The sequence below is a fragment of the Cellulosimicrobium sp. NPDC057127 genome (assembly GCF_042670945.1).
GTDB lineage: Bacteria > Actinomycetota > Actinomycetes > Actinomycetales > Cellulomonadaceae > Cellulosimicrobium.
On sequence record NZ_JBHUUP010000004.1, the window covers coordinates 237342 to 260165 of the forward strand.

Sequence of the window (22824 nt, forward strand, 5' to 3'; positions counted from 1 at the left end):
CCGTGCCGCCTGAGGTCGCCGACCTGTCCGCGCTCGTGGCGCGCGTGCGCGCGCTCCAGGACGGGGCCGACGGCGGCCGGGTCGTCGTCGGGATCACCGGCAGCCCGGGCGCGGGCAAGACGACGCTCGCGGTCCGGCTCGCCGACGCCCTCGGACAGGAAGCCGTGCACCTGCCGATGGACGGCTTCCACCTCGCGAACGCGACGCTCGGCCGCCTCGGCCGCCACGACCGCAAGGGCGCGCTCGACACGTTCGACGGCTGGGGCTTCGTCGCCCTGCTGCGCCGCGTGCGCGAGGAGACCGGGCACACCGTGTACGCGCCGTCGTTCGACCGCGAGGTCGACGAGCCCGTCGCCGGGGAGATCGCCGTCGAGCCCGCGCACCGGGTGGTCGTCGTGGAGGGCAACTACCTCCTCGTGCCCGACGAGCCGTGGGGCCTCGTGCGCGACCTCCTGGACGAGGCGTGGTTCTGCGCCGCGGACGGCGACGAGCGCGAGCGCCGGCTCGTCGACCGGCACACCCGGCACGGGCGCACCGTCGAGGCCGCGACGGCCTGGGCGGCCGAGGTCGACGGCCGCAACGCGCTGGTCGTGGAGGCGACGCGCGCCCGCGCCGACCTCGTCGTCTCCGGCGCGATCCCGGTCTGACGACGCCGACGACGCCCCGCCGGCACGGGGCGTCGTCGGTCGCGTGCTCAGCCCGGCGGCAGGGCGCCGTCGAGCACCCACCGCATCGCCGCGTGCTCCGCCGTGCGCTCGTACGCGAACACGACGTCGGGCCGGACCGCGAACACGGACGCCTCTCCCCCGTCGCCGTGGTGGAACGACCCGTCGCGCACGGTGAACGCCCAGTCGTCGCCGTACTTGCAGCGCCACCGCTCGGCGAGGCGCAGCAGCGCGGCCTCCTCCGTGACGCGCTCGGCCGATCCCTCCACGACGACGTCGAGCGCGTCGACGTACGCGTTCGTGCCGGTGGTCAGCACGACGTGCGGGTTCTGCGCGAGGTTGCGCGCCTTGCGCTCCTGCGGCCCGGTCGTCACGTGCAGGCGGCCGTCCGCGACGACGGTCATCAGCGGCGTGACGTGCGGGCGGCCGTCGGGTCGGACGGTCGAGATCCACGAGATCTCGGCGCTCTCGAGCACGCGGCGCACGGTCGACCACGGCACTGGCCGCGCGCCGGGCGAGCTGTAGCCGGGGATCAGGGTCCCGGCGGGTCCGTCGGGCGCGGCCGGGGCGGTGGCCGGGGTGGCGGGCGTCGGGTCGGCGGTCATGTCCGGTCCTCTCGGGGTCGACGGTCGGTCGTCCCTGCTGCGACCGGCGCGCGAGCGCGAACTCATCGGCCTACGGTCGGGCGATGGGCATCTCTCGTGGGGACCACGTCTCGTGGAACACGTCCCAGGGCCGCACGACCGGCCGGGCCGTCGAGAAGCGCACGGAGCGCTTCCAGCACGACGGGCAGGCGTTCGTGCCGACCGACGACGACCCGTACTGGATCGTCGAGTCCGACAAGAGCGGGGCGCGCGCGGCGCACAAGGAGTCCTCGCTCGAGAAGGCCTGAGCCGGTGCGCACCGTCGACGCCGTCGTGATCGGCGCGGGTCCGAACGGGCTCGTCGCCGCGAACGCGCTGGTCGACGCCGGGTGGGACGTCCTCGTGCTCGAGGAGCAGGACACCCCCGGCGGCGCCGTCCGGACGGCTGAGGTCGCCGCACCCGGCTACCGCACCGACCTGTTCAGCGCGTTCTACCCGCTCGCGGCGGCGTCGCCCGTCGTGCGGGGACTCCACCTCGAGGAGCACGGGCTGGAGTGGACCCACGCACCGTCCGTGATCGCGCACGCGCTCGACGACGGCCGGGCCGCCGTCCTGCACCGCACCCCCGAGGACACCGCGGCCGACCTGGAGACCTTCGGCGCCGGTGACGGTGACGCGTGGCTGCGCCTCGTGGACGGGTGGGACCGCATCCGCGACCCGCTGCTCGACGCCCTGTTCAGCCCGCTGCCGCCCGTGCTCCCCGCCGTGCGCCTGCTGCGCCGGCTCGGCCTCGCCGGGTCGCTCGACCTGGCCCGGCTCGCGACGCTACCGGTGCGCCGGTTCTCCGACGAGACGTTCCGCGGCGAGGGCGGCGGCCTGCTGCTGACCGGCAACGCCATGCACGCCGACGTGCCGCCCGACGCCGGCGGCAGCGGCGTCTTCGGCTGGCTGCTCGTCATGCTCGCCCAGGACGTCGGCTTCCCCGTGCCCGTGGGAGGCGCCGGGGCGCTCGCCGACGCGCTCGTCGCCCGCGTGCGGGCGGGCGGCGGCGAGGTCGTCACCGGCACCCGCGTCGACCGCGTGCACGTCGCGAGGCGCCGGGCCGTGGGCGTGCGCACCGCCGACGGCGAGCACGTGCGCGCCCGTCGCGCCGTCCTCGCCGACGTCGTCGCCCCGTCCCTGTACCGCGACCTGGTCGGCACCGAGCGGCTGCCCGCCCGGCTCGTGCGCGACCTGGAACGGTTCCAGTGGGACCACCCGACGTTCAAGGTCAACTGGGCGCTCGACCGTCCGCTGCCGTGGACGGCCGACGGCGCGCGCGGTGCCGGCACCGTCCACCTCGGCGTCGACCGTGCGGGCTTCGTCGACGTCGCCACCGACCTGTCCCTGGGCCGGGTCCCCCGTCGGCCGTTCCTCGTGCTCGGCCAGATGACGACCGCCGACCCCACCCGCTCCCCCGCCGGCACCGAGTCCGCCTGGGCGTACACGCACGTGCCCCACGGGCTCGAGTGGACGCACGACGCCGTCGCCGAGGAGGTCGACCGCGTCGAGGCCGCGCTCGCACGCGTCGCGCCGGGCTTCCAGGACTCCGTCGTCGGCCGGCACGTCCAGAGCCCCGCGGACCTCCAGGCCGCCGACGCCAACCTCCAGGGCGGCGCCATCAACGGCGGCACGTCCGCCATCCACCAGGAGCTCTTCTTCCGCCCCACCCCGGGCTTCGGCCGCCCCGAGACCCCCTTCGACGGGCTGTACCTCGCGAGCGCCTCCGCCCACCCCGGCGGCGGCGCGCACGGCGCGTGCGGGTGGAACGCCGCCCGGGCGGCGCTCGCCGCGAACGGCCCCACGGGCACGGTGCGGCGCGCGCTCAACCGGACCGCGTGGGACCGGCTCCTGGGCGACGGCGGGCGGCCGCGGCCGGTCGCCTAGCGCCCTGCGCGGCCCTCGGCGGCGAACGCCAGCCGCCGGAGCGTCTCGGTGTTGCGCGGCGTGAGGGCCGCGCTGCGCAGCGGCTTCGGCACGAACCGTCCCGGCCCGCGGCTCGCGTCCTCGTCGAGTCGGACGGTGCACTCCGCGCCGGACGGGGACGGCACGACGGTCACGCGGACGCGCGCCTCGCCGAGCGGCCAGCCCCGGGCCTGCATCTCGATGCCGCGGTCCGGGTCCCACCCGCGCACCACCGTCTCGTCGTCGAGCAGGAACGGCCAGGCACCCACCGAGTGGTGGATGCGCGACCCGGGCGCCGGAAAGGCCTCGTCCACCGCGCGGATGCGGGACGTGCCCACGACCCAGGAGGCGTAGGTCCAGCCGTCCGCGAGCACGTCGAGGACGGCGCTCGCGGGGGCGTGGACGACGCGCGAGAGGCTCACCATGGCTCGACGGTAGCGACGCCGGGCGCGCTGGCAACCGGCGGGCACCTGCCGGGCGTGCGGGACGCTCCACGGCTAGCGTCGAGCAGCAGCCCGCCCCGGGAGGATCGTCATGGCCGTCGCCCCCAGCCGGCCGCTCGCCGTGCTCACCGGCGCGACGGGCGGCATCGGCCGCGCCCTCGCCGACACGTTCGTGCGCCACGGCTACGACCTGCTCGTCACCGCGCACGACGACGGCGTCCACGCGCTGCCCGCCGAGCTCACCGCTCCCCCGGCGCACCGCCTGTCCGTCGCGACCGCTGCTCGTGGCGACGCCGTCGTGACGGCGGTCCAGGCCGACCTCACCCGCCCCGACGGCGTCGCGCACCTGGTGGACGCCGTGCGCGCCGCCGGACGGCCCGTGGACGTCCTCGCGCTCAACGCGGGCGCCGCGCAGGGCGGGGCGTTCGTCGAGAGCGACCCCGAGGGCGACCTCGACGTCGTCGCGCTGAACGTCACCGCCACGGTCCGCCTCGCGAAGGCGCTCGTGCCGGCGATGGTGCGGCGCGGCGCGGGCCGGGTGCTCATCACCGCCTCCACCGCCGCGGCGATGCCCGGCCCCTGGTTCGCGACCTACGCCGCGTCGAAGTCCTTCCTCGTGTCCTTCGGGGCGGCGCTGCGCCACGAGCTGCGCGGCACCGGCGTCACGGTGACCACGCTCCTGCCGGGACCGACCGACACCGCCCTGTTCGTGCGCTCCGACATGGGGGGCACCCGCGTGGGGCGCGGTACGAAGGACGCGCCGTCGACGGTCGCGGACGCGGCGTTCCGCGGCCTGGTGGCCGGACGCGGGACGGTCCTGGTGCGGTCGTTCAAGCCCGTCCTGCAGGTCGTGGCGGGCGCGCTGGCCCCGCGGCGCCTCGCCGCGGCGGCACAGGCGCTCTACACCGCGCCGCCCCGCGGCCCCGCCTCGTGACCCGGCTCGCCGTGCGTGCGGCGCTCCTGCTTCATGCGAGCCTCGAACAGGTGCCGGACGCCGCCCGCCAGCTCGTCGCGCGCCCGGCGCTCGTGCTCGCGGAACGCCGACCAGTAGCCGTCGTCGTAGTCCTCGACCAGCTGGAACGTCCACCGGCCGCTCACCACGTTGCGGCCGACGAGCTCGCGCTCGACCCGGTCCGCGACCTCGCCGTGGCCGGCTGCCCGCAGCTTGTCGACCGCGTCGCCGAGCGCGAGGTCGGCCTCGCCGGTGAGCTGGTGGAACGTGTACAGGTGCCCGCGTGCCCGCTCCGTCGTCTCGAGCGCCTCGCTGAGGGCGCCGAGCGCCTCGACGGTCGCGTCGTCGACGCCCTCCGGGGTCGGGCGTCCGGGCAGGTCCTTCGCGTCGTCGGTCACGCCGTCACGCTAGGTCGGCGGTGCGCGCCGCGCACCCGGGCACGTCCCCGGCCGCGGGCCGCCACCGCCTGTGACAGGGTGGAGCCCCCGCCCCCGACCGGAGACCGCACGCCCCCATGACCGCGACCTCTACCCCTCCCGCGCCGACCGTGACGACGGAGCCGTCGCCGACCCAGCGACCGCACCGCGCCGCCCGTGTCGAGGACCGGGTGCGCGCCGTCGTCTCCCGGTTCCAGAAGGCGCGCGGGTGGCGCCCGCGCGTCGAGCCGTTCACCGGCTACGGCAGCGAGCGCCGCGTGCGGGTGCTCGGCCGGGCCCTCCTCGCGAACCCGGCGTACGACCCGGCCACGACCGCCGACCGCCGGGGGTGGCGCTACTTCTTCACGGCGCCCGCCCCTCGCGAGGAGGTGCGCGTGCACGTCGGCGACGTGACGGTCGACGTCGTCTCCGACCGGGGCGGCTACCTCGACGTGACGGTCGACGTCGCGCTGCCCCCGGGCTGGCACGACGTGACCTTCCGCCCCGCCTCGGGCGAGGTCGCGGTCGGGCGCGTGCTCGTCGTCGGGGACGGGCGGCGGCTCGGAGTGATCTCCGACATCGACGACACCACGATGGTGACGGCCGTGCCGCGTCCGCTGCTCGCGGCGTGGAACACGTTCGTGCGGCACTCGAGCGCGCGCGTGCCCGTCCCCGGAATGGCCGTGCTGTACCAGGGCATCGCGGCGGCGACCCCGGGGACGCCGTTCGTGTACGTGTCGACGGGCGCGTGGAACACGGCGGCGAACCTGCGCCGGTTCCTCCAGCGGAATGCGTACCCGCCCGGCCCGCTGCTCCTCACCGACTGGGGGCCGACGAACACGGGCTGGTTCCGCAGCGGGCAGCAGCACAAGAACACGTCGATCGACCGGCTGGTCCGCGAGCTGCCCGACGTCGACTGGCTGCTCGTCGGCGACGACGGGCAGCACGACCCGGAGATCTACACGCGCGCTGCGCGGCGTCACCCCGACCACGTGGCGGCGATCGCGATCCGCCAGCTCACGCCCGCCCAGCAGGTGCTGTCGCACGGGACGCCGATGCCGGCGCCCGCCGAGGACGCGGACCGCGTGCGCCGCGACGCACCCGTCCCCACGGCGCAGGGAGCGGACGGCGCGGCGCTCGCCCGGTCGCTGACGGAGGCCCTCGCCGGCTACCGCCGCTGACGCCCGGGACACCCCGTCCGCGTCCGGTCCCCCGCAGACGGCCGGACCCGTGCGACCAGCGGGGCGCGGTGGGACGCTGGTCGCATGAGCACCGGACCCGTCCGACGCAGCACCGAGGCGCTCGGCGACGACGCCGTCGCCGCCGCCACCGGCCAGCCCCGGGCGACGTGGTTCGCCCTGCTCGACGCGCAGGACGCGACGTCGTGGACGCACCAGGACATCGCGGTCTGGCTCGCGCGCGAGCAGGGCGTCGACGGCTGGTGGGCGCAGTCGCTCACGGTCGCGTACGAGCAGGAGCGCGGGATGCGCGCACCGGGCCAGCGGTCCGACGGGACGTACGAGGTCAGCCCCAGCCGGTCCGTCGCCGGGACGACGGCCGACGTCTACGCCCTGGTCGCGGACGACGGGTCGCGTGCGCGCTGGCTCGACCCCGCGCTCGCCCTCGTCGGCGCCGGCGAGCGCCTCGAGGTCCTCGGCGCGACCCCGCCGAAGACCGTCCGCCTCGCGTGGCCCGCCGGGGCGCTCGGCGCACCCGCGGACCGGGACGGCCGTGTCACGTTCACGCTCTACCGGCCCCGGCGGGCCGACGGCACACCCGCCGGCACCGTGCGCGTGACCGCGCAGCACGGCGGCCTGCCGACGGGGGACGACGTCGAGGCGCTCAAGTCGTTCTGGTCCGCGCGGCTGGAGGCGCTCGCGGCACTCGCCGCGCAGGCCGCCCCGCCGGGGTGATCCGGCAGGGTGGTCCGCGCGGGGCGGCACGGCGGAGCGCCGCGAGCGGGACGTCAGCCCCTGCCGCACACGGCGCACGTCCCGCGGCGGCGGAGCCAGTACGCGTACGTCGCGGCGCCGAGCGCCACGGACCACAGCGGCCACAGCAGCGCGGGCCCCACGGCACCCCACGAGTCGGCGGTGAGCGCGAGCTGCCCGCCCTCGAGACCGACCGCGACGAGCGACAGCCCGGCGGGCAGGACGGCGACCGCCACCACGGTCGCGGGGACGACGGCGAGCAGCACCGGGACCCGGCGCCCGGCCAGGCCGGGCATCCAGCGCGGGAACACCTCGCCCCAGCGCTGGTAGAGGCCGAGCGTGAGCACGGCCCCGACGAGCGCGAAGCCGCCCAGGCCGAGCGCCGCGATCCAGCCGTCGCCGCCCGCGAGCTCCGCGACGTCGTCGGGCGAGAAGCCGAGCGGGATGCCGAGCACCCACGCGATGCGCGTCACGGCGTAGAGCGTGGGCACCGCGGCCGCGACGAGCGCGGCGGCCCGCCCCCAGCGTGCGGCGGACGCGGGCGAGGTCCACGACGGGTCGTCGCCGTCCGGGTCGCGGCCGCAGGACCCGCACGCCCCCGCGCCGCGGCGCACGAACCGCGCCGTGGACGCCGCGAGCAGCGCGCCGCCGGCGAGGACGGCGACCTGGAGGACCGTCCCCGGCGTCACGAACTCCTGGAACGCGGCGCGCAGGCCCGGGTCGAACGGCGCCATGACGAGCGTGACCGGCAGGTACCCGAGGCGCGCGAGGATCGACGCGTCGACGAGCACGACGGCCCCGGCCAGGACGACCGCGACCGAGGCGACCGTCGTCGTCCTCGCGGCACGGGCCACGCGGTGGCGCCGGCCGCCGAGCCACGTCCAGGCCGCGAGCGCCGCGCCGACCAGGGCGAGGACGGCGACCCACGGAGTGAGCGTCTCGCCCGGCAGCGCGTGCAGCGCGCCGAAACCGGTGTCGCTCGCGGCACCGACGGGGAGGGTGCCCCCGAGCAGCGTCACGACGAGCGTGAGCGCGCCGCCGACGGCCCACCACGCGGCGGCCGAGGGCGCGACCCACCTGCCACGTCCGCGGTGCGGGTGCGGCGGTGCGTCGCCGGGCAGGTGGGAGTCGGTCGTGCGGGAGCCGCCGGGGGCAGGCGCGGCACGGCCGGCCGCACGGTGAGGGATCGGGGGTGTCGGGGGTGGGGTTCGAGTGCTCATGGTCCGACCCTCGCGTCGTCGAGCGTCGCGCGGATCCCCCGGGCCGGTGACGGACCTCCTCCGCGCGGGTGAGGTGCACTCTCACCCGCGGGTCGCGGCGCAGACCGTCAGTCGCGCCGGCGTGCCCGGCGCAGCGCGGCGAACGCGCCCGTGGACCACAGGGCCCACGCCACGAGCACCGGCTGGAAGAACAGGCGCGCAAACCGCTTCTCGTCGGTGTCGAGCCCGAACCCGTCCTTGCCCTCCGCCCACTGCGCGAGGTTGCCGGGGAAGATCGCGACGAAGAACGCGGCGGCGACCAGGCCGACCACGACCTTCCACCGCGGCAGCACGACGAGCGCGCCGCCCAGGACGATCTCGACGGCTCCCGACGCGAGCACCGTGACGTCCTCGTCGAGCGGGAACCAGCCCGGCACCTGCGCCTGGAACTCCTCGCGCGCGACGGTGAGGTGGCTCGTCCCGGCGCCGACGAGCGCGAGGCCGAGCGCGACCCGTGCCAGCGTGGCGGGCACGGACGTGCGGGCGGGGCGGGTCAGCGTGGTCAGGTCCATCGCCCGATCGTCGCACCGCGGGGCCGGGCCGTCGACGTGTGCGCGGGGACGGACCCGTCGTGCGCGACCGCGACGCAGCTCGACGCGCGACTCCGTCCCGGGCGAGCAGGATCGTCAGCCGGCCCGGACGAACCCCGACTCGTACGCGCGGACCACGGCCTGCGTGCGGTCCCGCACGCCCAGCTTGGCGAGCACGTTGCCCACGTGCGTGCGCACGGTCTCCACGCCCAGGTACAGCTCTCCGGCGATCTCGGCGTTCGACAGCCCGGTCGCCATGAGGCGCAGCACCTCGCCCTCGCGCTCGGTGAGCCGCGCGGCGCGCAGCTCGTCGCCCGCGGGCGGACGCGCGGTCGCGAGCCGGCGGACCGCGTCGGGGAAGAGCAGCGACTCGCCCAGCGCGACGACGCGCACCGCCTGCACGACCTCCTCCGGCCGGGCGCGCTTGAGGAGGAACCCGTGCGCGCCGGCGCGCAGCGCGTCGAGCACGTGGTCGTCGTTCTCGAACGTCGTGACGACGAGCACGCGCGGCGCGCGCTCGCGCGCGAGCAGCGCCTGCGTCGCGGCGATGCCGTCGATCCGCGGCATGCGCACGTCCATGAGCACCACGTCGGGCCGTGACGCCGCCACGAGCGCCGGCACCTCGGTACCGTCCCCCGCCTCGCCCACGACCGCGAGGTCGGGCTCCGCCTCGAGGATCGCGCGCAGGCCGGTGCGCACGAGCGGCTCGTCGTCGACGAGCAGCACCCGGATCGCCGTCTCCCCCGCCGTGCTCACGGACCCGATGCTCCCAGGGGGAAGGTCGCCCGCACGACCCACGTGCCGGCGTCGGCCCCCGGGCCGGCGACGAGCTCGCCGCGCAGCAGCCGCACACGCTCGCGCATCCCCGGTATCCCACGCCCTCCACCGGGTGCCGGACGGCGCACGCTCGCCCCGACCGGGTTCGTGACCTCGACCCGCAGCCGCGCGGGCGGACCGCCCCCGACCGCGACGGCGACGGTCACCACCCCGCCCGGCGCGTGCCGCAGCGCGTTGGTCAGCGCCTCCTGGACCACCCGGTACGCCTCCTGCGACGTCGCGCGCGGGACGTCGTCGAGCCCGCCCGGCGCCGGGACTCGGCGCACCTCAGCCCCGGCCCGGCGTGCGTCGTCGAGCAGCGCGTCGAGGTCGCCGAGGGTGCACGCGGGCGCCCGGCCGGACGCGCCGGCACCGGGCGGCCCCGACCCCGCCCGCAGGAGACCCAGCACGTGGTCGAGGTCCGCCATCGCGGACCGGCCGGTCTCCTCGATCGCGGCGAGCGCACGACGCGCGCCGTCGGGGTCGGTCGCGAGGAGCCGCGACGCGGCCGCGGCCTGCAGCGTCGTGACGGTCAGGGCGTGACCCACCGAGTCGTGGAGCTCGCGCGCGAGCCTCCCGCGCTCGGCCTCGCGGTCCGCCGCGGCCTCGAGCTCGGCGATCCGCTCGCTCTGGTCCGGCCCGAGCAGCGGCCCGGCGGCCTGCCGCAGGAGCGCACGCGCCCCGACCGTCACGTACGGGAGCGCGACGAGGAGCAGGACCGCGACGACGGCCCACGCCCAGCGCGGCACCACCTCCCACGGCCGCCAGTCCGTGAGCAGCACCGGCTCGACCCCGGCCGCGGACAGCACGAGCTGTGTCGCGACGGGCACGGCCAGCAGCACCACGACGAGCACCACCGCGCCGAGCGCGAGGTGCAGCCCGTACCAGGCGGCGGCCCGCCAGCGCGTGGGGGCGGTCGGCGACGACGCGGCGTCCGGCACGGGCACGTCGACGTCGAGGAACGTGCGCACCGCGGCGATCTCGAGCGCCCGCACCGGCGCGAGGAACGGCGGCGTCGCGGCGATGGCCGCGGAGACCACCGCGAGCACGGTCGTCGCCACGCGCGGCGTCTGCGCCGAGGCGAACATCTGCACGAAGCCGGAGACCAGGACCAGGTACGCGCCCGCGACGACGCCACCGATGACGAGGTAGACACCCGCCCGGACCGTCGCGGCGCTGCGCAGCGGTGCGACGACCGCCCGCCAGGCGCGGCGCGATCCTGGCCGTTCCCCGCGCGTCATGCCCCCCATCCTGGCGGGACGGCGCTGCGGGCGCCTCCCCCTCCCGGGTGAGCGGGCGACGTCGGACGCTGCGGCGTCCCGCTCCCGGCCACCGTGCGGTCCCGTACCACCGTGCGGTCCCGCCGTGGTGCTGCTCCACTGGGGTGCGTGGAGGGCTTCTGGTGGGGACTGCTCGCGAGCTCGTCGCTGCTGCTCGGCGCCGCGCTGGTGCTGTGGCGACCACCGGGCAAGCGGCTCGTCGGGCTCGTCATGGCGTTCGGCGCGGGCGTGCTCATCAGCGCGGTCGCGTACGACCTCGTCGAGGACGCCTCGGGCCGGGCCAGCGGCTGGGTGCTGCTCGGTGGCCTCGCGGCCGGCGCGCTGACGTTCTTCGTCGGCGACCTGCTCATCGACCGGCTCGGCGGCGCGGGCCGCAAGCGGTCGACGGGCGTCCAGGCGCAGGGGCAGGGCGGCGCGATCGCGCTCGGCACGGCGCTCGACGGCGTCCCGGAGTCCGTGGTGCTCGGCTCGACGCTCGTGGGTGGCGGTGGCGTGAGCGTCGCGATGCTCGCGGCCGTGTTCCTGTCGAACCTGCCGGAGGCGATGTCCGCGACGTCCGGGCTCGTGCAGGCCGGCACGTCCAGGCGGCGGCTGTGGCTGCTGTGGGGCGGCACGACGGCGGTCTCGGCGCTCGCGGCCGGCGTCGGCTACCTCGCGCTCGGCTCGGCGTCGGGCGCGACGGTCGCCGTCGTGCAGGCGTTCGCGGCGGGCGCGCTGCTGACGATGCTCGTCGACACGATGATCCCGGAGGCGACGGAGTTCGGCGGGCCGGTCACGGGGCTCGTGACCGTGCTGGGGTTCGCGACCGCGTTCGGCCTGAGCGCGGTCAGCGGCTGAGCCGCGCGGGGCACCCGGTCAGGCCGCGAGCTCCTGGCCGCTCATGCGGTGGATCGAGGCCATGACCTCGTCGGTCAGCTCGCGCCGTGCCTGTGCGGGCGTCGCGCCGGCGGTGATCTGGCGCGCAGGGTCGATCGGCCGCCCGAAGTGCACCTGCACCCGGTGGATGCGCGGCAGTCGCGAGCCGACCGGCTGCACCTTGTCCGTGCCGCGCACCGCGACGGGGACGACGGGCGCGTGGCCGGCGAGCGCGAGCCACGCCACGCCCGTGCGGCCCTTGTGCAGCCGCCCGTCGCGGGAGCGCGTGCCCTCGGGGTAGATGCCGAACGCCCCGCCGTGCGTGAGCACCGCGAGCGCGTCCTCGAGCGAGCGGGTGCCGGCGCGCGGGTCGTCGCGCTGCACGGGGATGTGCCCCATCTTCGTGAAGAACCACCGGGAGAGCCGGCCCTTGATCCCGCGCCCCGTGAAGTACTCCGCCTTGGCGAGGAACGTCACGTGCCGCGGCGCGACGATCGGGATGATGAGCGAGTCGATGAACGACAGGTGGTTGCTCGCGAGGATGACCGGGCCGCTGCGCGGCACGTTGTTGCGGCCCGTGACCTGCGGACGCAGCAGCACGAACGCCAGCAGCGACAGGACGAGCTTGAGCACCCGGTAGGTCATCCGCACATTGTGCACGACCCCGTGTCAGCACCACACGTCGCCCCGGTGCCCTCCCGTGCTGACACGTCGCCACTGCGCGCCGCGTGTCAGCACCACAGGTCACCCGGGCGGCGCGGAGTGCTGACCGTTCCGGGCCAGACGCCGGGCGCGACCGCCCCGCGTCAGGGCGTAGAGCGCCAGGAGGACCACCACGAGGCCGGCGGTCGAGAAGAGCTGGGCGCGCGCGGCGTCGTCGGTGAGCATGAGGACGGTGAGCGCGGCGAGCGCCACGAGCACGGCCCACGTCAGCCACGGGTAGCCCCACATGCGCAGCGCCATCGGCTCGCCCGCGGCGCGCGCCTGCGCCTCGAGCCGGCGGCGCAGGCGCAGCTGCGACACGGCGACGAGCACCCACACGACGAGGAGCGCGGCGCCGACGGCGTTGAGCAGGATGCCGAGCAGCGCCTCGGGCAGCAGCCGGTTGAGCCCGACGGCGACCAGCGAGAAGAACACCGAGACGAGCACCGAGACCCACGGGACGTCGCGGCGCGAGACGCGGCGCAGCGCCGTCGGGCCGTCGCCACGGCCGGCGAGCGAGTACGCCATGCGCGACGTCCCGTACACGTTGGCGTTGAACGCCGAGAGCAGCGCGACGACGACCACGACCTCCATGAGCCGGGCCGCGCCCGCGAACCCGGCGACGTCGAGGACGGCGACGAAAGGGCTCTCGGCGAGGGCCGGCGAGTCCCACGGGAGCACGAGCACCATGACGGCGACGGAGCCCAGGTAGAACACGAGGATGCGCCACACGATGCTGCGGGTCGCGCGCGCGACGGCGGTGCGCGGGTCGCGCGCCTCCGCGGCGGCGATGGTGACGATCTCGATGCCGCCGAACGCGAAGACGACGACGAGCAGCCCGGCCGCGACGCCGCCCCACCCCTCGGGCGCGAAGCCGCCCTGGCCGAGCAGGTTGCTCGTGCCGACGGGGTCGGTGCCGGGCAGGAGCCCGAGCACGAGCAGCACCCCGACCACGAGGAACCCGACGATGGCGGCGACCTTGACGAACGCGAACCAGAACTCGAACTCGCCGAACTGGCGCACGCCCCACAGGTTCACGACCGCGAACACGACCACGACGGCGAGCGCCACGCCCCACTGCGGCACGTCGGGGAACCAGCCGGTGACGATCTGCGCGGCGCCCGTGATCTCCGCGCCGAGCACCATGACGAGCATGAACCAGTAGAGCCAGCCGAGCACGAACCCCGCCCACGGCCCGAGTGCCTCCTCCGCGTACACGGAGAACGAGCCGCTGGCGGGCCGCGCGCTCGCCATCTCGGCCATCATGCGCATGACGAGGATGACGAGGAGGCCCGCGATCGAGTACGAGACGAGCACCGCCGGCCCGGCGGTGGCGATCCCGACGCCCGAGCCGAGGAACAGCCCGGCCCCGATAGCGGAGCCGAGCCCCATCATCGTCAGGTGCCGGGCTCGCAGGCCGTGGCCGAGGTGGTCCCGGGAGTCGCCGGCGGGCCCGGCGGCGGACTCCGGCGGCGTGGTCGAGGGGCTTGTCATGGTGCGGTCCTGCGTCGGGGGGCGTGGCCGGTCGGCCGGCGCACGACGCTACCCGACGCCGTGACCGCCCCGGGTCCGCTCCCTGCGTCCGTGGGACCACCGGCGGCACGTCCGGAGCGGCGCCGGGCGCCGGGCGACGCCGTGCGGGATGCTGGTCCGGCAACGCCGCGCCCGCACCCGGCCGATCGGAGGCTCGTGTGAACCCGTACGCCGAGCTCGTCCCGGTCTTCGTCGTGGCTCTCGCCGCGCCGCTGCTCACGGGCCTCATGCCGGTGCGCAGCCGCGTGCCGCAGGTGGTGCTGCTGCTCCTGGGCGGCGTCGTCATCGGGCCGCAGCTCCTGGACCTGGCGGGGCCGGACTCCGTGACGCTGCTCGCCGACCTCGGCATGGGCTTCCTGTTCCTCCTGGCCGGCTACGAGCTCGAGCCGGACCTCCTGCGCCGGCGCGTCGGCCGTCGGGCGGGCGGGGCGTGGCTGACGTCGTTCGTGCTCGGGGCCGCGGCGCTCCTGCTGCTGCCCGGTCACCAGCCGCCCGAGCTGCTCGCGGCGGGCGCGATCGCGCTGACCACCACGGCCCTGGGCATCGTGCTGCCGATCCTGCGGGAGGACGGCCGGCTCGGCGGCCGGCTGGGCCGGTCGGTGCTCGTGCTCGGGGCGTTCGGCGAGCTCGGCCCGATCGTCGCGATGGCCGTGCTCCTGGGGACACGGAACTCGGGGACGGCGGCGCTGCTGCTCGGCGCGTTCGTCGTGCTGTCGCTCGCCCTCGCCGCGCTCCCCGACCGGATCGGGACCGGTCTCGGAGGCACGCTCATGCTGCGGTCCGAGCACGGCACCGGGCAGAGCACCCTCCGGCTGACGGTCCTCCTGCTCGTCACGCTCCTCGCGACCGCGCAGTCCATGGGCTTCGACGCCGTGCTCGGCGCGTTCGTCGGCGGGATGGTGCTGCGCCGCTGGGCGCCGGGCGACGTCGAGGCGCTGGAGCGCAAGCTCGACGCCGTCGCGTGGGGCGTGTTCGTCCCCGTGTTCTTCGTCAGCTCGGGCATGGGTCTCGACGTCGACTCGATCATCGCCGAGCCCCTCGTGCCGCTCGTCTTCCTCGCGGCGATGCTCGTCGTGCGCGGCGGGCCCGTGCTGCTGTGGTTCCGCCAGGAGCTGCCCCGGACCGAGCGGGTGCAGGCCGCGCTGTACTCGACGACGACGCTGCCCCTGCTCGTCGCGCTCACGGAGATCGCCGTGGAGGACGGCTCGATGCCCACCGACATCGGCGCCGCGCTCGTCGGAGCGGGCGTGCTGTCGGTGGTCACGCTGCCGCTCATCGCGAGCCGGATGGGCGCACGCCGCGCCCCCGCCGCGCCGGCGCGCGACGACGGGACGGCGGAGGACCCGCCGGAGGACGTCGTGCGCACGGTGTGACGCCGCCCGGGTCGGCCCGTCCGGGCGGACGGCTCAGGCGGAGCCGCTCAGGCCGCGGGACCGGGTCGCGTCTCGGCCGGGGAGAACACCACGACGACGGTGAGGTCCTCCACGACGTCGACGAACCGGTGCTCCTCGCCGACGGGGACGAACAGCACGGAGCCTGGCACGGCGTCGACCGTGCGGGTCGGCGTCCAGAGGCGCCCGCGCCCGGCCAGGACGACGTAGACCTCGTCCTCGCGGTGCGGGCCCTGCGGGTCGTGCCCCCCGGCGGGGATCACGTACGTCCCGACGCTCATCGCCGGCACGCGCAGCGTCTCGACGTAGCGCGCGGCCTCCGGCACGGCGGCGGTCCGGTCGGGCGTCAGGTCCTGCACGTCTCCTCCTCGGGGTCGTCCTCGCCTAGCGTGGGCGCGTGGACACGGTAGCGACCGGTGTGCGGCTGCGGTTCGGCGGCGGTGCACCCGGGATCGAGCGGATGGAGGCCGCGCTGCGCGGCGAGGCCTTCTCGCCGCACCGCCACGACACGTACGCGATCGGCACGACGCTCGCCGGGGTGCAGACGTTCCGCTACCGCGGACGGCTGCGGCACTGCCTCGCCGGTCAGTGGCACGTGCTGCACCCCGACGAGACCCACGACGGCGCGCCCGGCACCGACGACGGGTTCGGCTACCGCATCCTCTACGTCGACCCGGCGCTCGTGCAGGCGGCGCTCGGTGGACGGCCGCTGCCGTTCGTGGCCGACCCGGTGGTGCGCGACCCGCTGCCCGGGCTCGCCGCGCACCTCGCGCGTCTCGACGAGCCGCTCGACGACCTCGCGTCCGCGGAGCTGGTCGCGGCCGTCGCCGACGAGCTCGAGCGGCGTGCCGACCGCGCTCCGGCGGACCGCCGCCCTCCGCGGATCGACCTCCCCGCCGTGACGCGCGTGCGCGTGCGGCTCGCCGACGACCCGGCGGCCGCGCACACCGCGGCGGACCTCGAGCGCGTCGCGGGCACCGACCGCTGGTCGCTCGCCCGCCAGTTCCGTGCGGCCTTCGGCACGAGCCCGAGCCGGTTCCGCACCCAGCGCCGGCTCGACCGCGCACGGTCGCTGCTGGACGCCGGTACCGGGCTCGCCGAGACCGCGGTGCTCGCGGGGTTCGCCGACCAGAGCCATCTGACCCGGGCCTTCCACGGCGCCTACGGCCTGCCGCCGGGCGCCTGGCGGGACGCGACCCGCAGCGCCTCCAGCGTCGCCACCATGTCCGCGCGCCCGAGGCCTGCGGCCGACGTCGCGCCGTAGACCTCCTCGGCCGCCGCGAGCACGGGCGTCACGGCACCGGCGCCGCGCGCGACGGCGACGGCGAGCCGCGCGTTGCGCCACGCGTCGTCGACCGCCGCCTGGACGCTGCGGTCCTCGCGCACCAGCTTGTCGGCCTTCGTGCGCGACACCGCCGAGGCCATGGGCCCGGCGTCGAGCACGCGCTCGAGCACGCGCGGGTCCACACCGGTGCGCTCGGCGACGTGGAACGCCTCCACGAGCGCCGTCACCATCCCCACGAGATAGGTGTTCACGGCGATCTTCGTGCGCGTGGCGGCGGGCACCGACCCGCACCGCACGACGGCGCGGGCCAGGGGCGCGACCAGACGTTCCACCCTGGCGAGGGCGGCGTCGTCGTCACCCGCGAGCATGACGACGAGCTCACCGTCCTCCGCCGGTCCCCGCGACCCGGAGACGGGTGCCTCGACGAGGACGCCACCGGCGGCGCGCACGTCGCGTGCGAGGCTCGCCGACCAGTCGGGCGCGACCGTGCCGACCTGGACGAGCGTCGTCCTGGCCACGCGCCGGGCGAAGGCGGGCGTGCCGCGGCCGAGGACGTCGTCGACGGCGTCCTCGTCGGTGAGGACGAGCACCACGGTCGCGGCCCGCGCGAACACCTCGTCGAGATCGGCCGCGCGCGACGCGCCGGCCCGGACGACGGCGTCCGCCCGGCCGGGCGTCCGGTTCCAGACGACGAGATCCGTCCCTGCCTCGAGCAGACGCAGCGCCACGGGCTCCCCCATCGTGCCGAGCCCGACGAGTCCCGTCGCCGACCGTCCACCCATCGCGTCCCGCTCCTCCCGCGGCGCACGGTGCGCCGAGGACGGTCTATCGCGCGGCGGACAGCGTGGTCTTGAACGATCGTGCGCGTCAGGCGGCGACGGCGGCGGCCAGGAGCGCCGCGGCGGCGCTGCGCGCCTCGCGGGCGACGTCGGCGTCGTGCGTGATCGCCGCCGTGGTCTGCGCGCCCTCGGCGAGGAGCACCACCTGGAGCGCGACGGCGTCCGGCAGGCCGGCGTCTCGGACGAGGCTCAGCACGTACCGCTGGAACGACTCCTTGTGCTCGCGCACGGCGTCCGCGACGCGCGGCGACGTGGCGCCGAGCTCACCGAACGAGTTGATGAACGCGCAGCCCCGGAACCCGTCCTCGCGGAACCACGTGTCGAGGAAGTCGAACACGGCGAGGACCCGGTCCCGCGGCGTGGCCGCGGTGGCGGCCGACCGTTCGAGGCCGTCCGACCACTGTCGCGTCCGGCCCTCGAGGACGGCGACGACGAGGTCCTCCTTGGACGGGAAGAGCGCGTAGATGCGCTTGAGCGACACGCCCGCCTCGGCGCGCACCGCGTCCATGCCGACGGACTGCACCCCGCGGGCGTAGAAGAGCCGGTCGGCCGCGGCGGTCACCGTGGCGCGCGCCGTCGTCTCGTCGAGCATCGTGCACCTTCCGTTCATCCCCGGCCCCTTGCGCGGAGAACCATCGTTCTCTAGTGTAGCGACCACGCGGAGAACGACCGTTCTCTGCCAGGTTTCCGGACAAGGGAGCACGCCATGGGGTACATCACCGTCGGCCAGGAGAACAGCACCGACATCGAGCTGTACTACGAGGACCAGGGCTCGGGGCAGCCCGTCGTCCTGATCCACGGATACCCGCTCGACGGCCACAGCTGGGAGCTGCAGACGCGCGAGCTCCTCGCCGCCGGTCACCGCGTGATCACGTACGACCGCCGTGGCTTCGGCGGGTCGAGCAAGGTCGGGTCGGGCTACGACTACGACACGTTCGCCAAGGACCTCGACACCGTCCTCGAGACGCTCGACCTGCGCGACGTGATCCTCGTCGGGTTCTCCATGGGCACGGGCGAGCTCGCCCGGTACGTCAAGAACCACGGCCACGACCGCGTCGCCAAGCTCGCGTTCCTCGCCTCGCTCGAGCCGTTCCTCGTCGAGCGCGACGACAACCCCGAGGGCGTGCCCCAGTCCGTGTTCGACGGCATCGTCGAGTCCGCGCGCACCGACCGCTACGCGTGGTTCACGCAGTTCTACTCCGACTTCTACAACCTCGAGGAGAACCTCGGGACGCGCATCAGCGAGGAGGTCGTGCGTGCGAGCTGGAACACGGCCGTCGGGTCGGCCCCCGTGGCCGCGTACGCCGTCGTGCCGTCCTGGATCGAGGACTTCCGCGCCGACGTCGAGGCCGTCCGCGCGGCCGGGAAGCCGACGTTGATCCTGCACGGCACGAAGGACAACATCCTGCCGATCGACGCCACGGCCCGCCGGTTCCGCGACCTCGTGCCGGACGCCGAGTACGTCGAGGTCGAGGGCGCTCCCCACGGCCTGCTGTGGACGCACGCGGACGAGGTCAACAAGGCGCTGCTCGGGTTCGTCGGTCGCTGACGCGGGCTGCCGCGCCGGGGGACGGACCCCCGGCGCGGCGGAGCCTCACGGCACCGTGACGAGGTAGTCGTCGGCGTCGTCGTCCCACGCGAGGGCGACGGCGCCGGCCGACTGCGCGGCCTTGCAGAACTGGAGGAAGCCGCGGTAGCCGAGCGCCTTCTCGCTGAAGTCGGGCCGCCGCTTGCGGATCGCGTTCTTGAGCCCCGACAGCGCCGCCGAGCCGCCCTCGTCCTGGACGACCGAGCGCAGCAGCTCGAACGTCGAGTCGGTGTTCTGGGCGGGCAGCGCCACCTCCGGGTCGCCGGTCGACGGTCCCGTGGCGAGCTCCACGAAGCCCCGGTCGGCGAGGAACCGCAGGAACTCGCCGAACGTCCGGAACCCGTAGTCGGCCTCGCTGAACGTCGGGTCCTTGCGCAGCAGTGTGCGCTTGAGCACCGACGCCGTGACCGCGCCGCCCGTGGACGACTCGAGGTCGGCGAGGGTCTGCGCGACCCGCACCTCCATGGGCACGTCCTCACCGGCCGGCGCGTCGTCGTCCGACCCGGCGCCGGTCGCGTCGTCCTGGCCGCCGGGCGCGGCCCCCGCGGGCGTGGTCGTGGGCACGACGCCCTCGGCCGACGCCTCCTCGGCAGCCTCGTCCGGGCGCGCGACGTCACCGGTCGTGGGCTCCTGCTCCGCCGCGCCCGACCCGACGAGCGCCGCAGCCGCCTCGCGCGCCGACTGCTCGCGCGTCGGCTCCGGCTTCGCGGCCTTCTCCGGCGTGCCCGACGTCGCGCGGCGCCGTCCCCGGGGCGCGTTGCCCCCGCCACCGGGACGCCCCGACGGCCGGCGCGACGCACCGCGGGCCTCGTCCGGCTCGTCGGGCACGTCGACGCCCTCCAGCCGGTCGTAGAAGAGGAACTCGTCGCACGCCGGCGGCAGGAGCCGGGACGTCGACTTCTCGACACCGACGCCGATCACCCGCTTGTTGAGCTCGCGCAGCTTGTGCACGAGCGGGGAGAAGTCCGAGTCGCCCGTGCACATGACGAACGTGGAGATGTAGTCGCGCTCGAACGCCATCTCGATCGCGTCGACCACCATCTTGATGTCGGCCGCGTTCTTGCGCGACGCACCCATGCGCTGCGGCATCTCGATGAGCTCGACCTGGTGGCGCGTGAGCGAACGGCGGTCCTCGTCGAAGTACGACCAGTCGGCGTACGCGCGGCGCACGACCACCCGCCCCCGCACCGCGAGCGCGTCCGCGATCGGCCCGAAGTCGAACGCCATCCCGCCCAGGTGCTCGCGCGCGCCGAGCGCGAGGTTCTCGTAGTCGATGAAGACGGCCAGACGTTCCTCGAGATCCATGCCCCCGAGCCTAGGGGGCGCCCCGCCGACCTGCTGCGCCGATGAGTCGCGCGGCGCCGGCGGGTCTCACCCTCGACCCGGCGTCCGCCGGGCGGATCGGAGGGAGCACCATGACGGAGCACGTGATGACGAGCCGCGGCGACACGATCGCCTACGACCGGTACGGCGACGGTCCCGGGCTGGTGTTCGTCGCGGGCGCCGGGCCGTTCCGCGCGGTCGACCCGGTGACCACCGGCACGGCCGAGCGGGTGGCGCAGCGCGGCGTGCGGACCATGGTCTTCGACCGGCTCGGGCGCGGCGAGAGCCCGGCCGACGGCGTGCTCGACCTCGAGCGCGAGCTCGCCGCCGTCGCGGCGGCGATCTCCGTCGCCGACGGCGGGTCGGGCGACGGCGCCGTCCTGTGCGGACACTCGTCGGGCTGCTCCATCGCGCTCGCCGCCGCCCACGCGGGGCTGCCCGTCACCGGCCTCGTGCTGTGGGAGGCTCCGCTCGGCGACGACGCCGCGACGACGAAGGAGTGGATCGACGAGTTCGAGCGCCGGCTGGACGCGGGCGACCACGTCGGCGCGACGGAGCAGTACATGAAGGACATGCCGCCCGAGTGGCTCGACGGCATGCGGGCGTCGCCTGACTTCGAGCAGCTGGCACGGGCGTCGGCGAGCCAGCGCGCCGACGGCCAGTCGCTCGTGTGGGCCACCGCGGCCCTCGAGGACGGCTCGCTCGGCAGCGTCGACGTCCCGGTGCTCGCGGTCTACGGGACCAGCACCTTCCCGGAGATGCCGCCCGCGGCCGAGGCGATCGCCGCGGCGGTCCCGCACGGCGCGTCGCGCGCCGTCGCGGGGGCGCAGCACACCTGGGAGCCGGACGCGATGGCGGACGAGCTCGTCCGGTTCGTCCGCAGGGTCCGCGCCGCAGGCGACGGGCCCGTGGGTCACGCCGAGTAGTGCCCGCGCAGCGTCTCGACGTACGTGTCGAACGGCTTGGCCGGTGGGCCGCCGCGCGCGGCCGTGAGCCGATCGAGGTAGTACTCCCACCCGGGCCCGATGTCGCCCGGGTCGTCCTCGGGGCCGAGCCGGTGACGCAGCTCGAGCTCGGTCGTGCGGCCGCGGCGCGGCGTGAGCGCGACGGACACGCGCCAGCCGCCCTGGTCGACGGAGAACGAGCGCGGCGGGTCGCACGCGAGCACGTTCGCCTCGTCGACCGGCTCGCCGTCCTCGGCCGTCATGCGCAGGCGGACGGTCGTGCCCGCGCGCGGGTCGCCCTCGACCACGCCGTACCAGCGCGCGAGGCCTGCCGGCTCCGCGACGTCCGGCCACAGGTCCGCGGCGGACGCGCGGAACCTGCGGCGCAGGACGAGGTCGCGCGCGCCGTCGTCCGCCACCTCGAGCTCGCCGGTCGGCTGCGGCGTCGGGTCGACCTGGGCGGCCGCCCGCGCGACGAGCCGCAGGAGCGCGTCGAGGTCCACGCGGTCGAGCGACCGGAACGTCACCGCTGCCTTGCCGACCTTCACGTCCCCGAGCTCCGGCCCGTACGTCTCCGCGAGGTACCGCCCGTCCTCGACCGCGTTGACGTAGAGGCTCACGTGCTCCTGCTGCGCCGCGAGCCCGACGACGAACCACTCGACGGGCTCGCCGCGCGACCGCTGCTGCACGAGGTCGCCGTAGCCGATGATCCGCTGCGCGGTGCCGCCCCAGAACACCCCCTCCCACAGGACCCGCGAGTGGCCGGCCATGACGCGCGAGATCTCCGCGTCGAGCCGGGCCACGTCGTCCCGGAACCGGTCGGGCACCGACGCGACGAGGTCGCCGGGGTCGGTGGTCGTGCGCTCCATCGCGCCTCCTCGCGCAGGTCAGAGGATCTTCGGGAAGGCGAGCAGGAAGCCGACGCCCACGACGAGCAGCACGCACGCCGCCCCCACCATCGTCCACGACGCGCGCTCGGAGCGGAACCGCCCTGCGAACGCGCCGAAGAACAGGACGAGCGCGAACAGCACGGTGACCAGGGTGTAGTCGTCGCCGCGCTGGTTGTTGACGAGCGCCTGGGCGAAGTAGGCGTCCGCCCGGGCGTCGGCCTCCGCGGCTTCCACCTCCCCGGGCGGGACGTACGCGTCGAGCGCGAACGGGCTGCGCGCCGCGTCGGGGTTCTGCAGCGGCCGCTGCGCCGTCCACTCCTCGAACGCGGGGGCGAAGTGGTCCGTGAACCGTGCGCGGGTGAACTCCTCGAGCTCGGTGTCGTCCGTCGCGTACGCCTCGAGCCACAGGCTGAAGACCTGGAGGTCCACCGCCCGGGCGGCGTCCGCTGTCGCGGCCTCGCGCGCCGCCTCGATGCGCTGCGACGAGGCCCGCGAGAAGGCGATCGACATCTCCCCGCCCCACTTGCTCGCCTCGAAGCCGCTCCAGGCGGTCAGCACCGCGGAGACCGACAGCACGACGACCGTGACGGTCTCGCGCAGCGACCTGCGGCGCGGAGGTGCGTCGTCCTCGGCCACGTCGCCGCCCACGTCGCC

General features: G+C 75.9%; 26 protein-coding genes. 11 read left to right on the plus strand and 15 right to left on the minus strand.

All coding sequences use genetic code 11. The annotated features are described in order from the left end of the window. Window positions 1–2: 2 nt before the first annotated feature. Window positions 3–647, plus strand: coding sequence for a nucleoside/nucleotide kinase family protein (locus tag ACFTZA_RS06060; RefSeq protein WP_378191850.1), 645 nt, complete (start codon window positions 3–5; stop codon window positions 645–647). Window positions 648–694: 47 nt separating this feature from the next. On the opposite strand, the gene ACFTZA_RS06065 is transcribed toward ACFTZA_RS06060, so the two are convergent. Beyond that, complete coding sequence (locus ACFTZA_RS06065; RefSeq protein ID WP_378191852.1) at window positions 695–1270, minus strand: pyridoxamine 5'-phosphate oxidase family protein; 576 nt, start codon at window positions 1268–1270, stop codon at window positions 695–697. Window positions 1271–1353: 83 nt separating this feature from the next. Between ACFTZA_RS06065 and ACFTZA_RS06070 the strand changes: the two genes are divergently transcribed. After that, window positions 1354–1557: a DUF2945 domain-containing protein gene (locus ACFTZA_RS06070; protein ID WP_378191854.1), complete on the plus strand. Its 204-nt coding sequence runs from the start codon at window positions 1354–1356 to the stop codon at window positions 1555–1557. A gap of 4 nt (window positions 1558–1561) precedes the next feature. Beyond that, window positions 1562–3175, plus strand: coding sequence for a phytoene desaturase family protein (locus tag ACFTZA_RS06075; protein ID WP_378191856.1), 1614 nt, complete (start codon window positions 1562–1564; stop codon window positions 3173–3175). Here the strand turns inward: ACFTZA_RS06075 and ACFTZA_RS06080 are convergent. Then, window positions 3172–3618 carry an SRPBCC family protein gene (locus ACFTZA_RS06080; protein ID WP_378191858.1) on the minus strand — a complete coding sequence of 149 codons (447 nt, stop codon included), beginning with the start codon at window positions 3616–3618 and terminating at the stop codon, window positions 3172–3174. The two genes, ACFTZA_RS06075 and ACFTZA_RS06080, sit on opposite strands and share 4 nt — an antisense overlap. A 109-nt stretch (window positions 3619–3727) precedes the next feature. Between ACFTZA_RS06080 and ACFTZA_RS06085 the strand changes: the two genes are divergently transcribed. Further along, on the plus strand, window positions 3728–4570 hold the full coding sequence (locus ACFTZA_RS06085; protein ID WP_378191860.1) for an SDR family NAD(P)-dependent oxidoreductase: 843 nt from the start codon (window positions 3728–3730) through the stop codon (window positions 4568–4570). Here the strand turns inward: ACFTZA_RS06085 and ACFTZA_RS06090 are convergent. Beyond that, entirely contained in the window at window positions 4537–4986 is a 450-nt protein-coding gene (locus ACFTZA_RS06090) for a hypothetical protein (protein WP_378191862.1), read from the minus strand. The two genes, ACFTZA_RS06085 and ACFTZA_RS06090, sit on opposite strands and share 34 nt — an antisense overlap. Window positions 4987–5102: 116 nt before the next feature. Here ACFTZA_RS06090 and ACFTZA_RS06095 point away from each other — a divergent pair, with 116 nt between their 5' ends. Beyond that, window positions 5103–6185, plus strand: a complete 1083-nt coding sequence (locus ACFTZA_RS06095; protein WP_378191864.1) for an App1 family protein — start codon at window positions 5103–5105, stop codon at window positions 6183–6185. A gap of 84 nt (window positions 6186–6269) precedes the next feature. Next, window positions 6270–6917, plus strand: coding sequence for a hypothetical protein (locus ACFTZA_RS06100; RefSeq protein ID WP_378191866.1), 648 nt, complete (start codon window positions 6270–6272; stop codon window positions 6915–6917). Window positions 6918–6970: 53 nt separating this feature from the next. On the opposite strand, the gene ACFTZA_RS06105 is transcribed toward ACFTZA_RS06100, so the two are convergent. The 4 genes from ACFTZA_RS06105 to ACFTZA_RS06120 form a co-directional block, all read right to left on the minus strand. Then, a complete protein-coding gene (locus ACFTZA_RS06105; RefSeq protein WP_378191868.1) occupies window positions 6971–8155 on the minus strand; it encodes a hypothetical protein in 1185 nt (394 codons plus the stop codon). A gap of 107 nt (window positions 8156–8262) precedes the next feature. Then, a complete protein-coding gene (locus tag ACFTZA_RS06110) occupies window positions 8263–8706 on the minus strand; it encodes a hypothetical protein (protein ID WP_378191870.1) in 444 nt (147 codons plus the stop codon). 114 nt (window positions 8707–8820) lie between these two features. Continuing rightward, a complete protein-coding gene (locus tag ACFTZA_RS06115; RefSeq protein ID WP_378191873.1) occupies window positions 8821–9480 on the minus strand; it encodes a response regulator in 660 nt (219 codons plus the stop codon). Then, a complete protein-coding gene (locus ACFTZA_RS06120) occupies window positions 9477–10781 on the minus strand; it encodes a sensor histidine kinase (RefSeq protein WP_378191875.1) in 1305 nt (434 codons plus the stop codon). Before ACFTZA_RS06120 ends, ACFTZA_RS06115 begins: the two co-directional genes overlap by 4 nt. A 147-nt stretch (window positions 10782–10928) precedes the next feature. On the opposite strand from ACFTZA_RS06120, the gene ACFTZA_RS06125 reads away from it, so the two are divergent. Continuing rightward, window positions 10929–11657, plus strand: a complete 729-nt coding sequence (locus ACFTZA_RS06125) for a ZIP family metal transporter (protein ID WP_378191877.1) — start codon at window positions 10929–10931, stop codon at window positions 11655–11657. Between the two features lie 18 nt (window positions 11658–11675). On the opposite strand, the gene ACFTZA_RS06130 is transcribed toward ACFTZA_RS06125, so the two are convergent. Both ACFTZA_RS06130 and ACFTZA_RS06135 read right to left on the minus strand, forming a co-directional pair. After that, entirely contained in the window at window positions 11676–12320 is a 645-nt protein-coding gene (locus tag ACFTZA_RS06130) for a lysophospholipid acyltransferase family protein (RefSeq protein WP_378191879.1), read from the minus strand. A gap of 99 nt (window positions 12321–12419) precedes the next feature. After that, window positions 12420–13871, minus strand: a complete 1452-nt coding sequence (locus ACFTZA_RS06135) for an amino acid permease (protein ID WP_378191880.1) — start codon at window positions 13869–13871, stop codon at window positions 12420–12422. A 197-nt stretch (window positions 13872–14068) separates the two neighbouring features. Here ACFTZA_RS06135 and ACFTZA_RS06140 point away from each other — a divergent pair, with 197 nt between their 5' ends. After that, a complete protein-coding gene (locus ACFTZA_RS06140; protein ID WP_378191882.1) occupies window positions 14069–15283 on the plus strand; it encodes a cation:proton antiporter in 1215 nt (404 codons plus the stop codon). Between the two features lie 47 nt (window positions 15284–15330). Here ACFTZA_RS06140 and ACFTZA_RS06145 read toward each other — a convergent pair whose 3' ends face one another. Beyond that, window positions 15331–15660, minus strand: coding sequence for a cupin domain-containing protein (locus tag ACFTZA_RS06145; RefSeq protein ID WP_378191884.1), 330 nt, complete (start codon window positions 15658–15660; stop codon window positions 15331–15333). Between the two features lie 38 nt (window positions 15661–15698). Between ACFTZA_RS06145 and ACFTZA_RS06150 the strand changes: the two genes are divergently transcribed. Further along, on the plus strand, window positions 15699–16565 hold the full coding sequence (locus tag ACFTZA_RS06150) for an AraC family transcriptional regulator (RefSeq protein WP_378191886.1): 867 nt from the start codon (window positions 15699–15701) through the stop codon (window positions 16563–16565). On the opposite strand, the gene ACFTZA_RS06155 is transcribed toward ACFTZA_RS06150, so the two are convergent. Together ACFTZA_RS06155 and ACFTZA_RS06160 are read right to left on the minus strand one after the other, a co-directional pair. Next, the gene (locus ACFTZA_RS06155; protein WP_378191888.1) at window positions 16463–17368 is read right to left on the minus strand and encodes an NAD(P)-dependent oxidoreductase; all 906 of its coding nucleotides are present in this window, start codon (window positions 17366–17368) and stop codon (window positions 16463–16465) included. The two genes, ACFTZA_RS06150 and ACFTZA_RS06155, sit on opposite strands and share 103 nt — an antisense overlap. Before the next feature lie 85 nt (window positions 17369–17453). Beyond that, on the minus strand, window positions 17454–18017 hold the full coding sequence (locus tag ACFTZA_RS06160) for a TetR/AcrR family transcriptional regulator (protein WP_378191890.1): 564 nt from the start codon (window positions 18015–18017) through the stop codon (window positions 17454–17456). A gap of 114 nt (window positions 18018–18131) precedes the next feature. Here ACFTZA_RS06160 and ACFTZA_RS06165 point away from each other — a divergent pair, with 114 nt between their 5' ends. After that, window positions 18132–18974, plus strand: coding sequence for an alpha/beta fold hydrolase (locus ACFTZA_RS06165; protein ID WP_378191892.1), 843 nt, complete (start codon window positions 18132–18134; stop codon window positions 18972–18974). 45 nt (window positions 18975–19019) lie between these two features. On the opposite strand, the gene ACFTZA_RS06170 is transcribed toward ACFTZA_RS06165, so the two are convergent. After that, entirely contained in the window at window positions 19020–20318 is a 1299-nt protein-coding gene (locus tag ACFTZA_RS06170; protein WP_378191894.1) for an NYN domain-containing protein, read from the minus strand. Between the two features lie 110 nt (window positions 20319–20428). On the opposite strand from ACFTZA_RS06170, the gene ACFTZA_RS06175 reads away from it, so the two are divergent. After that, complete coding sequence (locus ACFTZA_RS06175) at window positions 20429–21262, plus strand: alpha/beta fold hydrolase (protein WP_378191896.1); 834 nt, start codon at window positions 20429–20431, stop codon at window positions 21260–21262. Here ACFTZA_RS06175 and ACFTZA_RS06180 read toward each other — a convergent pair. Both ACFTZA_RS06180 and ACFTZA_RS06185 read right to left on the minus strand, forming a co-directional pair. Continuing rightward, the gene (locus ACFTZA_RS06180; protein WP_378191898.1) at window positions 21250–22149 is read right to left on the minus strand and encodes an SRPBCC domain-containing protein; all 900 of its coding nucleotides are present in this window, start codon (window positions 22147–22149) and stop codon (window positions 21250–21252) included. The genes ACFTZA_RS06175 and ACFTZA_RS06180 overlap by 13 nt on opposite strands. An 18-nt stretch (window positions 22150–22167) precedes the next feature. Beyond that, window positions 22168–22806, minus strand: a complete 639-nt coding sequence (locus ACFTZA_RS06185) for a hypothetical protein (protein ID WP_378191900.1) — start codon at window positions 22804–22806, stop codon at window positions 22168–22170. Between the last annotated feature and the right edge of the window lie 18 nt (window positions 22807–22824).

What these genes read in the sequence shown, in the direction of transcription:
- ACFTZA_RS06065 (WP_378191852.1), bottom strand. Translation starts at nt 1,270, where the DNA reads ATGACCGCCGACCCGACGCCCGCCACCCCGGCCACCGCCCCGGCCGCG.
- ACFTZA_RS06070 (WP_378191854.1), top strand. Translation starts at nt 1,354, where the DNA reads ATGGGCATCTCTCGTGGGGACCACGTCTCGTGGAACACGTCCCAGGGC.
- ACFTZA_RS06080 (WP_378191858.1), bottom strand. Translation starts at nt 3,618, where the DNA reads ATGGTGAGCCTCTCGCGCGTCGTCCACGCCCCCGCGAGCGCCGTCCTC.
- ACFTZA_RS06085 (WP_378191860.1), top strand. Translation starts at nt 3,728, where the DNA reads ATGGCCGTCGCCCCCAGCCGGCCGCTCGCCGTGCTCACCGGCGCGACG.
- ACFTZA_RS06095 (WP_378191864.1), top strand. Translation starts at nt 5,103, where the DNA reads ATGACCGCGACCTCTACCCCTCCCGCGCCGACCGTGACGACGGAGCCG.
- ACFTZA_RS06100 (WP_378191866.1), top strand. Translation starts at nt 6,270, where the DNA reads ATGAGCACCGGACCCGTCCGACGCAGCACCGAGGCGCTCGGCGACGAC.
- ACFTZA_RS06105 (WP_378191868.1), bottom strand. Translation starts at nt 8,155, where the DNA reads ATGAGCACTCGAACCCCACCCCCGACACCCCCGATCCCTCACCGTGCG.
- ACFTZA_RS06110 (WP_378191870.1), bottom strand. Translation starts at nt 8,706, where the DNA reads ATGGACCTGACCACGCTGACCCGCCCCGCCCGCACGTCCGTGCCCGCC.
- ACFTZA_RS06120 (WP_378191875.1), bottom strand. Translation starts at nt 10,781, where the DNA reads ATGACGCGCGGGGAACGGCCAGGATCGCGCCGCGCCTGGCGGGCGGTC.
- ACFTZA_RS06130 (WP_378191879.1), bottom strand. Translation starts at nt 12,320, where the DNA reads ATGACCTACCGGGTGCTCAAGCTCGTCCTGTCGCTGCTGGCGTTCGTG.
- ACFTZA_RS06135 (WP_378191880.1), bottom strand. Translation starts at nt 13,871, where the DNA reads ATGACAAGCCCCTCGACCACGCCGCCGGAGTCCGCCGCCGGGCCCGCC.
- ACFTZA_RS06155 (WP_378191888.1), bottom strand. Translation starts at nt 17,368, where the DNA reads ATGGGTGGACGGTCGGCGACGGGACTCGTCGGGCTCGGCACGATGGGG.
- ACFTZA_RS06160 (WP_378191890.1), bottom strand. Translation starts at nt 18,017, where the DNA reads ATGCTCGACGAGACGACGGCGCGCGCCACGGTGACCGCCGCGGCCGAC.
- ACFTZA_RS06165 (WP_378191892.1), top strand. Translation starts at nt 18,132, where the DNA reads ATGGGGTACATCACCGTCGGCCAGGAGAACAGCACCGACATCGAGCTG.
- ACFTZA_RS06170 (WP_378191894.1), bottom strand. Translation starts at nt 20,318, where the DNA reads ATGGATCTCGAGGAACGTCTGGCCGTCTTCATCGACTACGAGAACCTC.
- ACFTZA_RS06175 (WP_378191896.1), top strand. Translation starts at nt 20,429, where the DNA reads ATGACGGAGCACGTGATGACGAGCCGCGGCGACACGATCGCCTACGAC.
- ACFTZA_RS06180 (WP_378191898.1), bottom strand. Translation starts at nt 22,149, where the DNA reads ATGGAGCGCACGACCACCGACCCCGGCGACCTCGTCGCGTCGGTGCCC.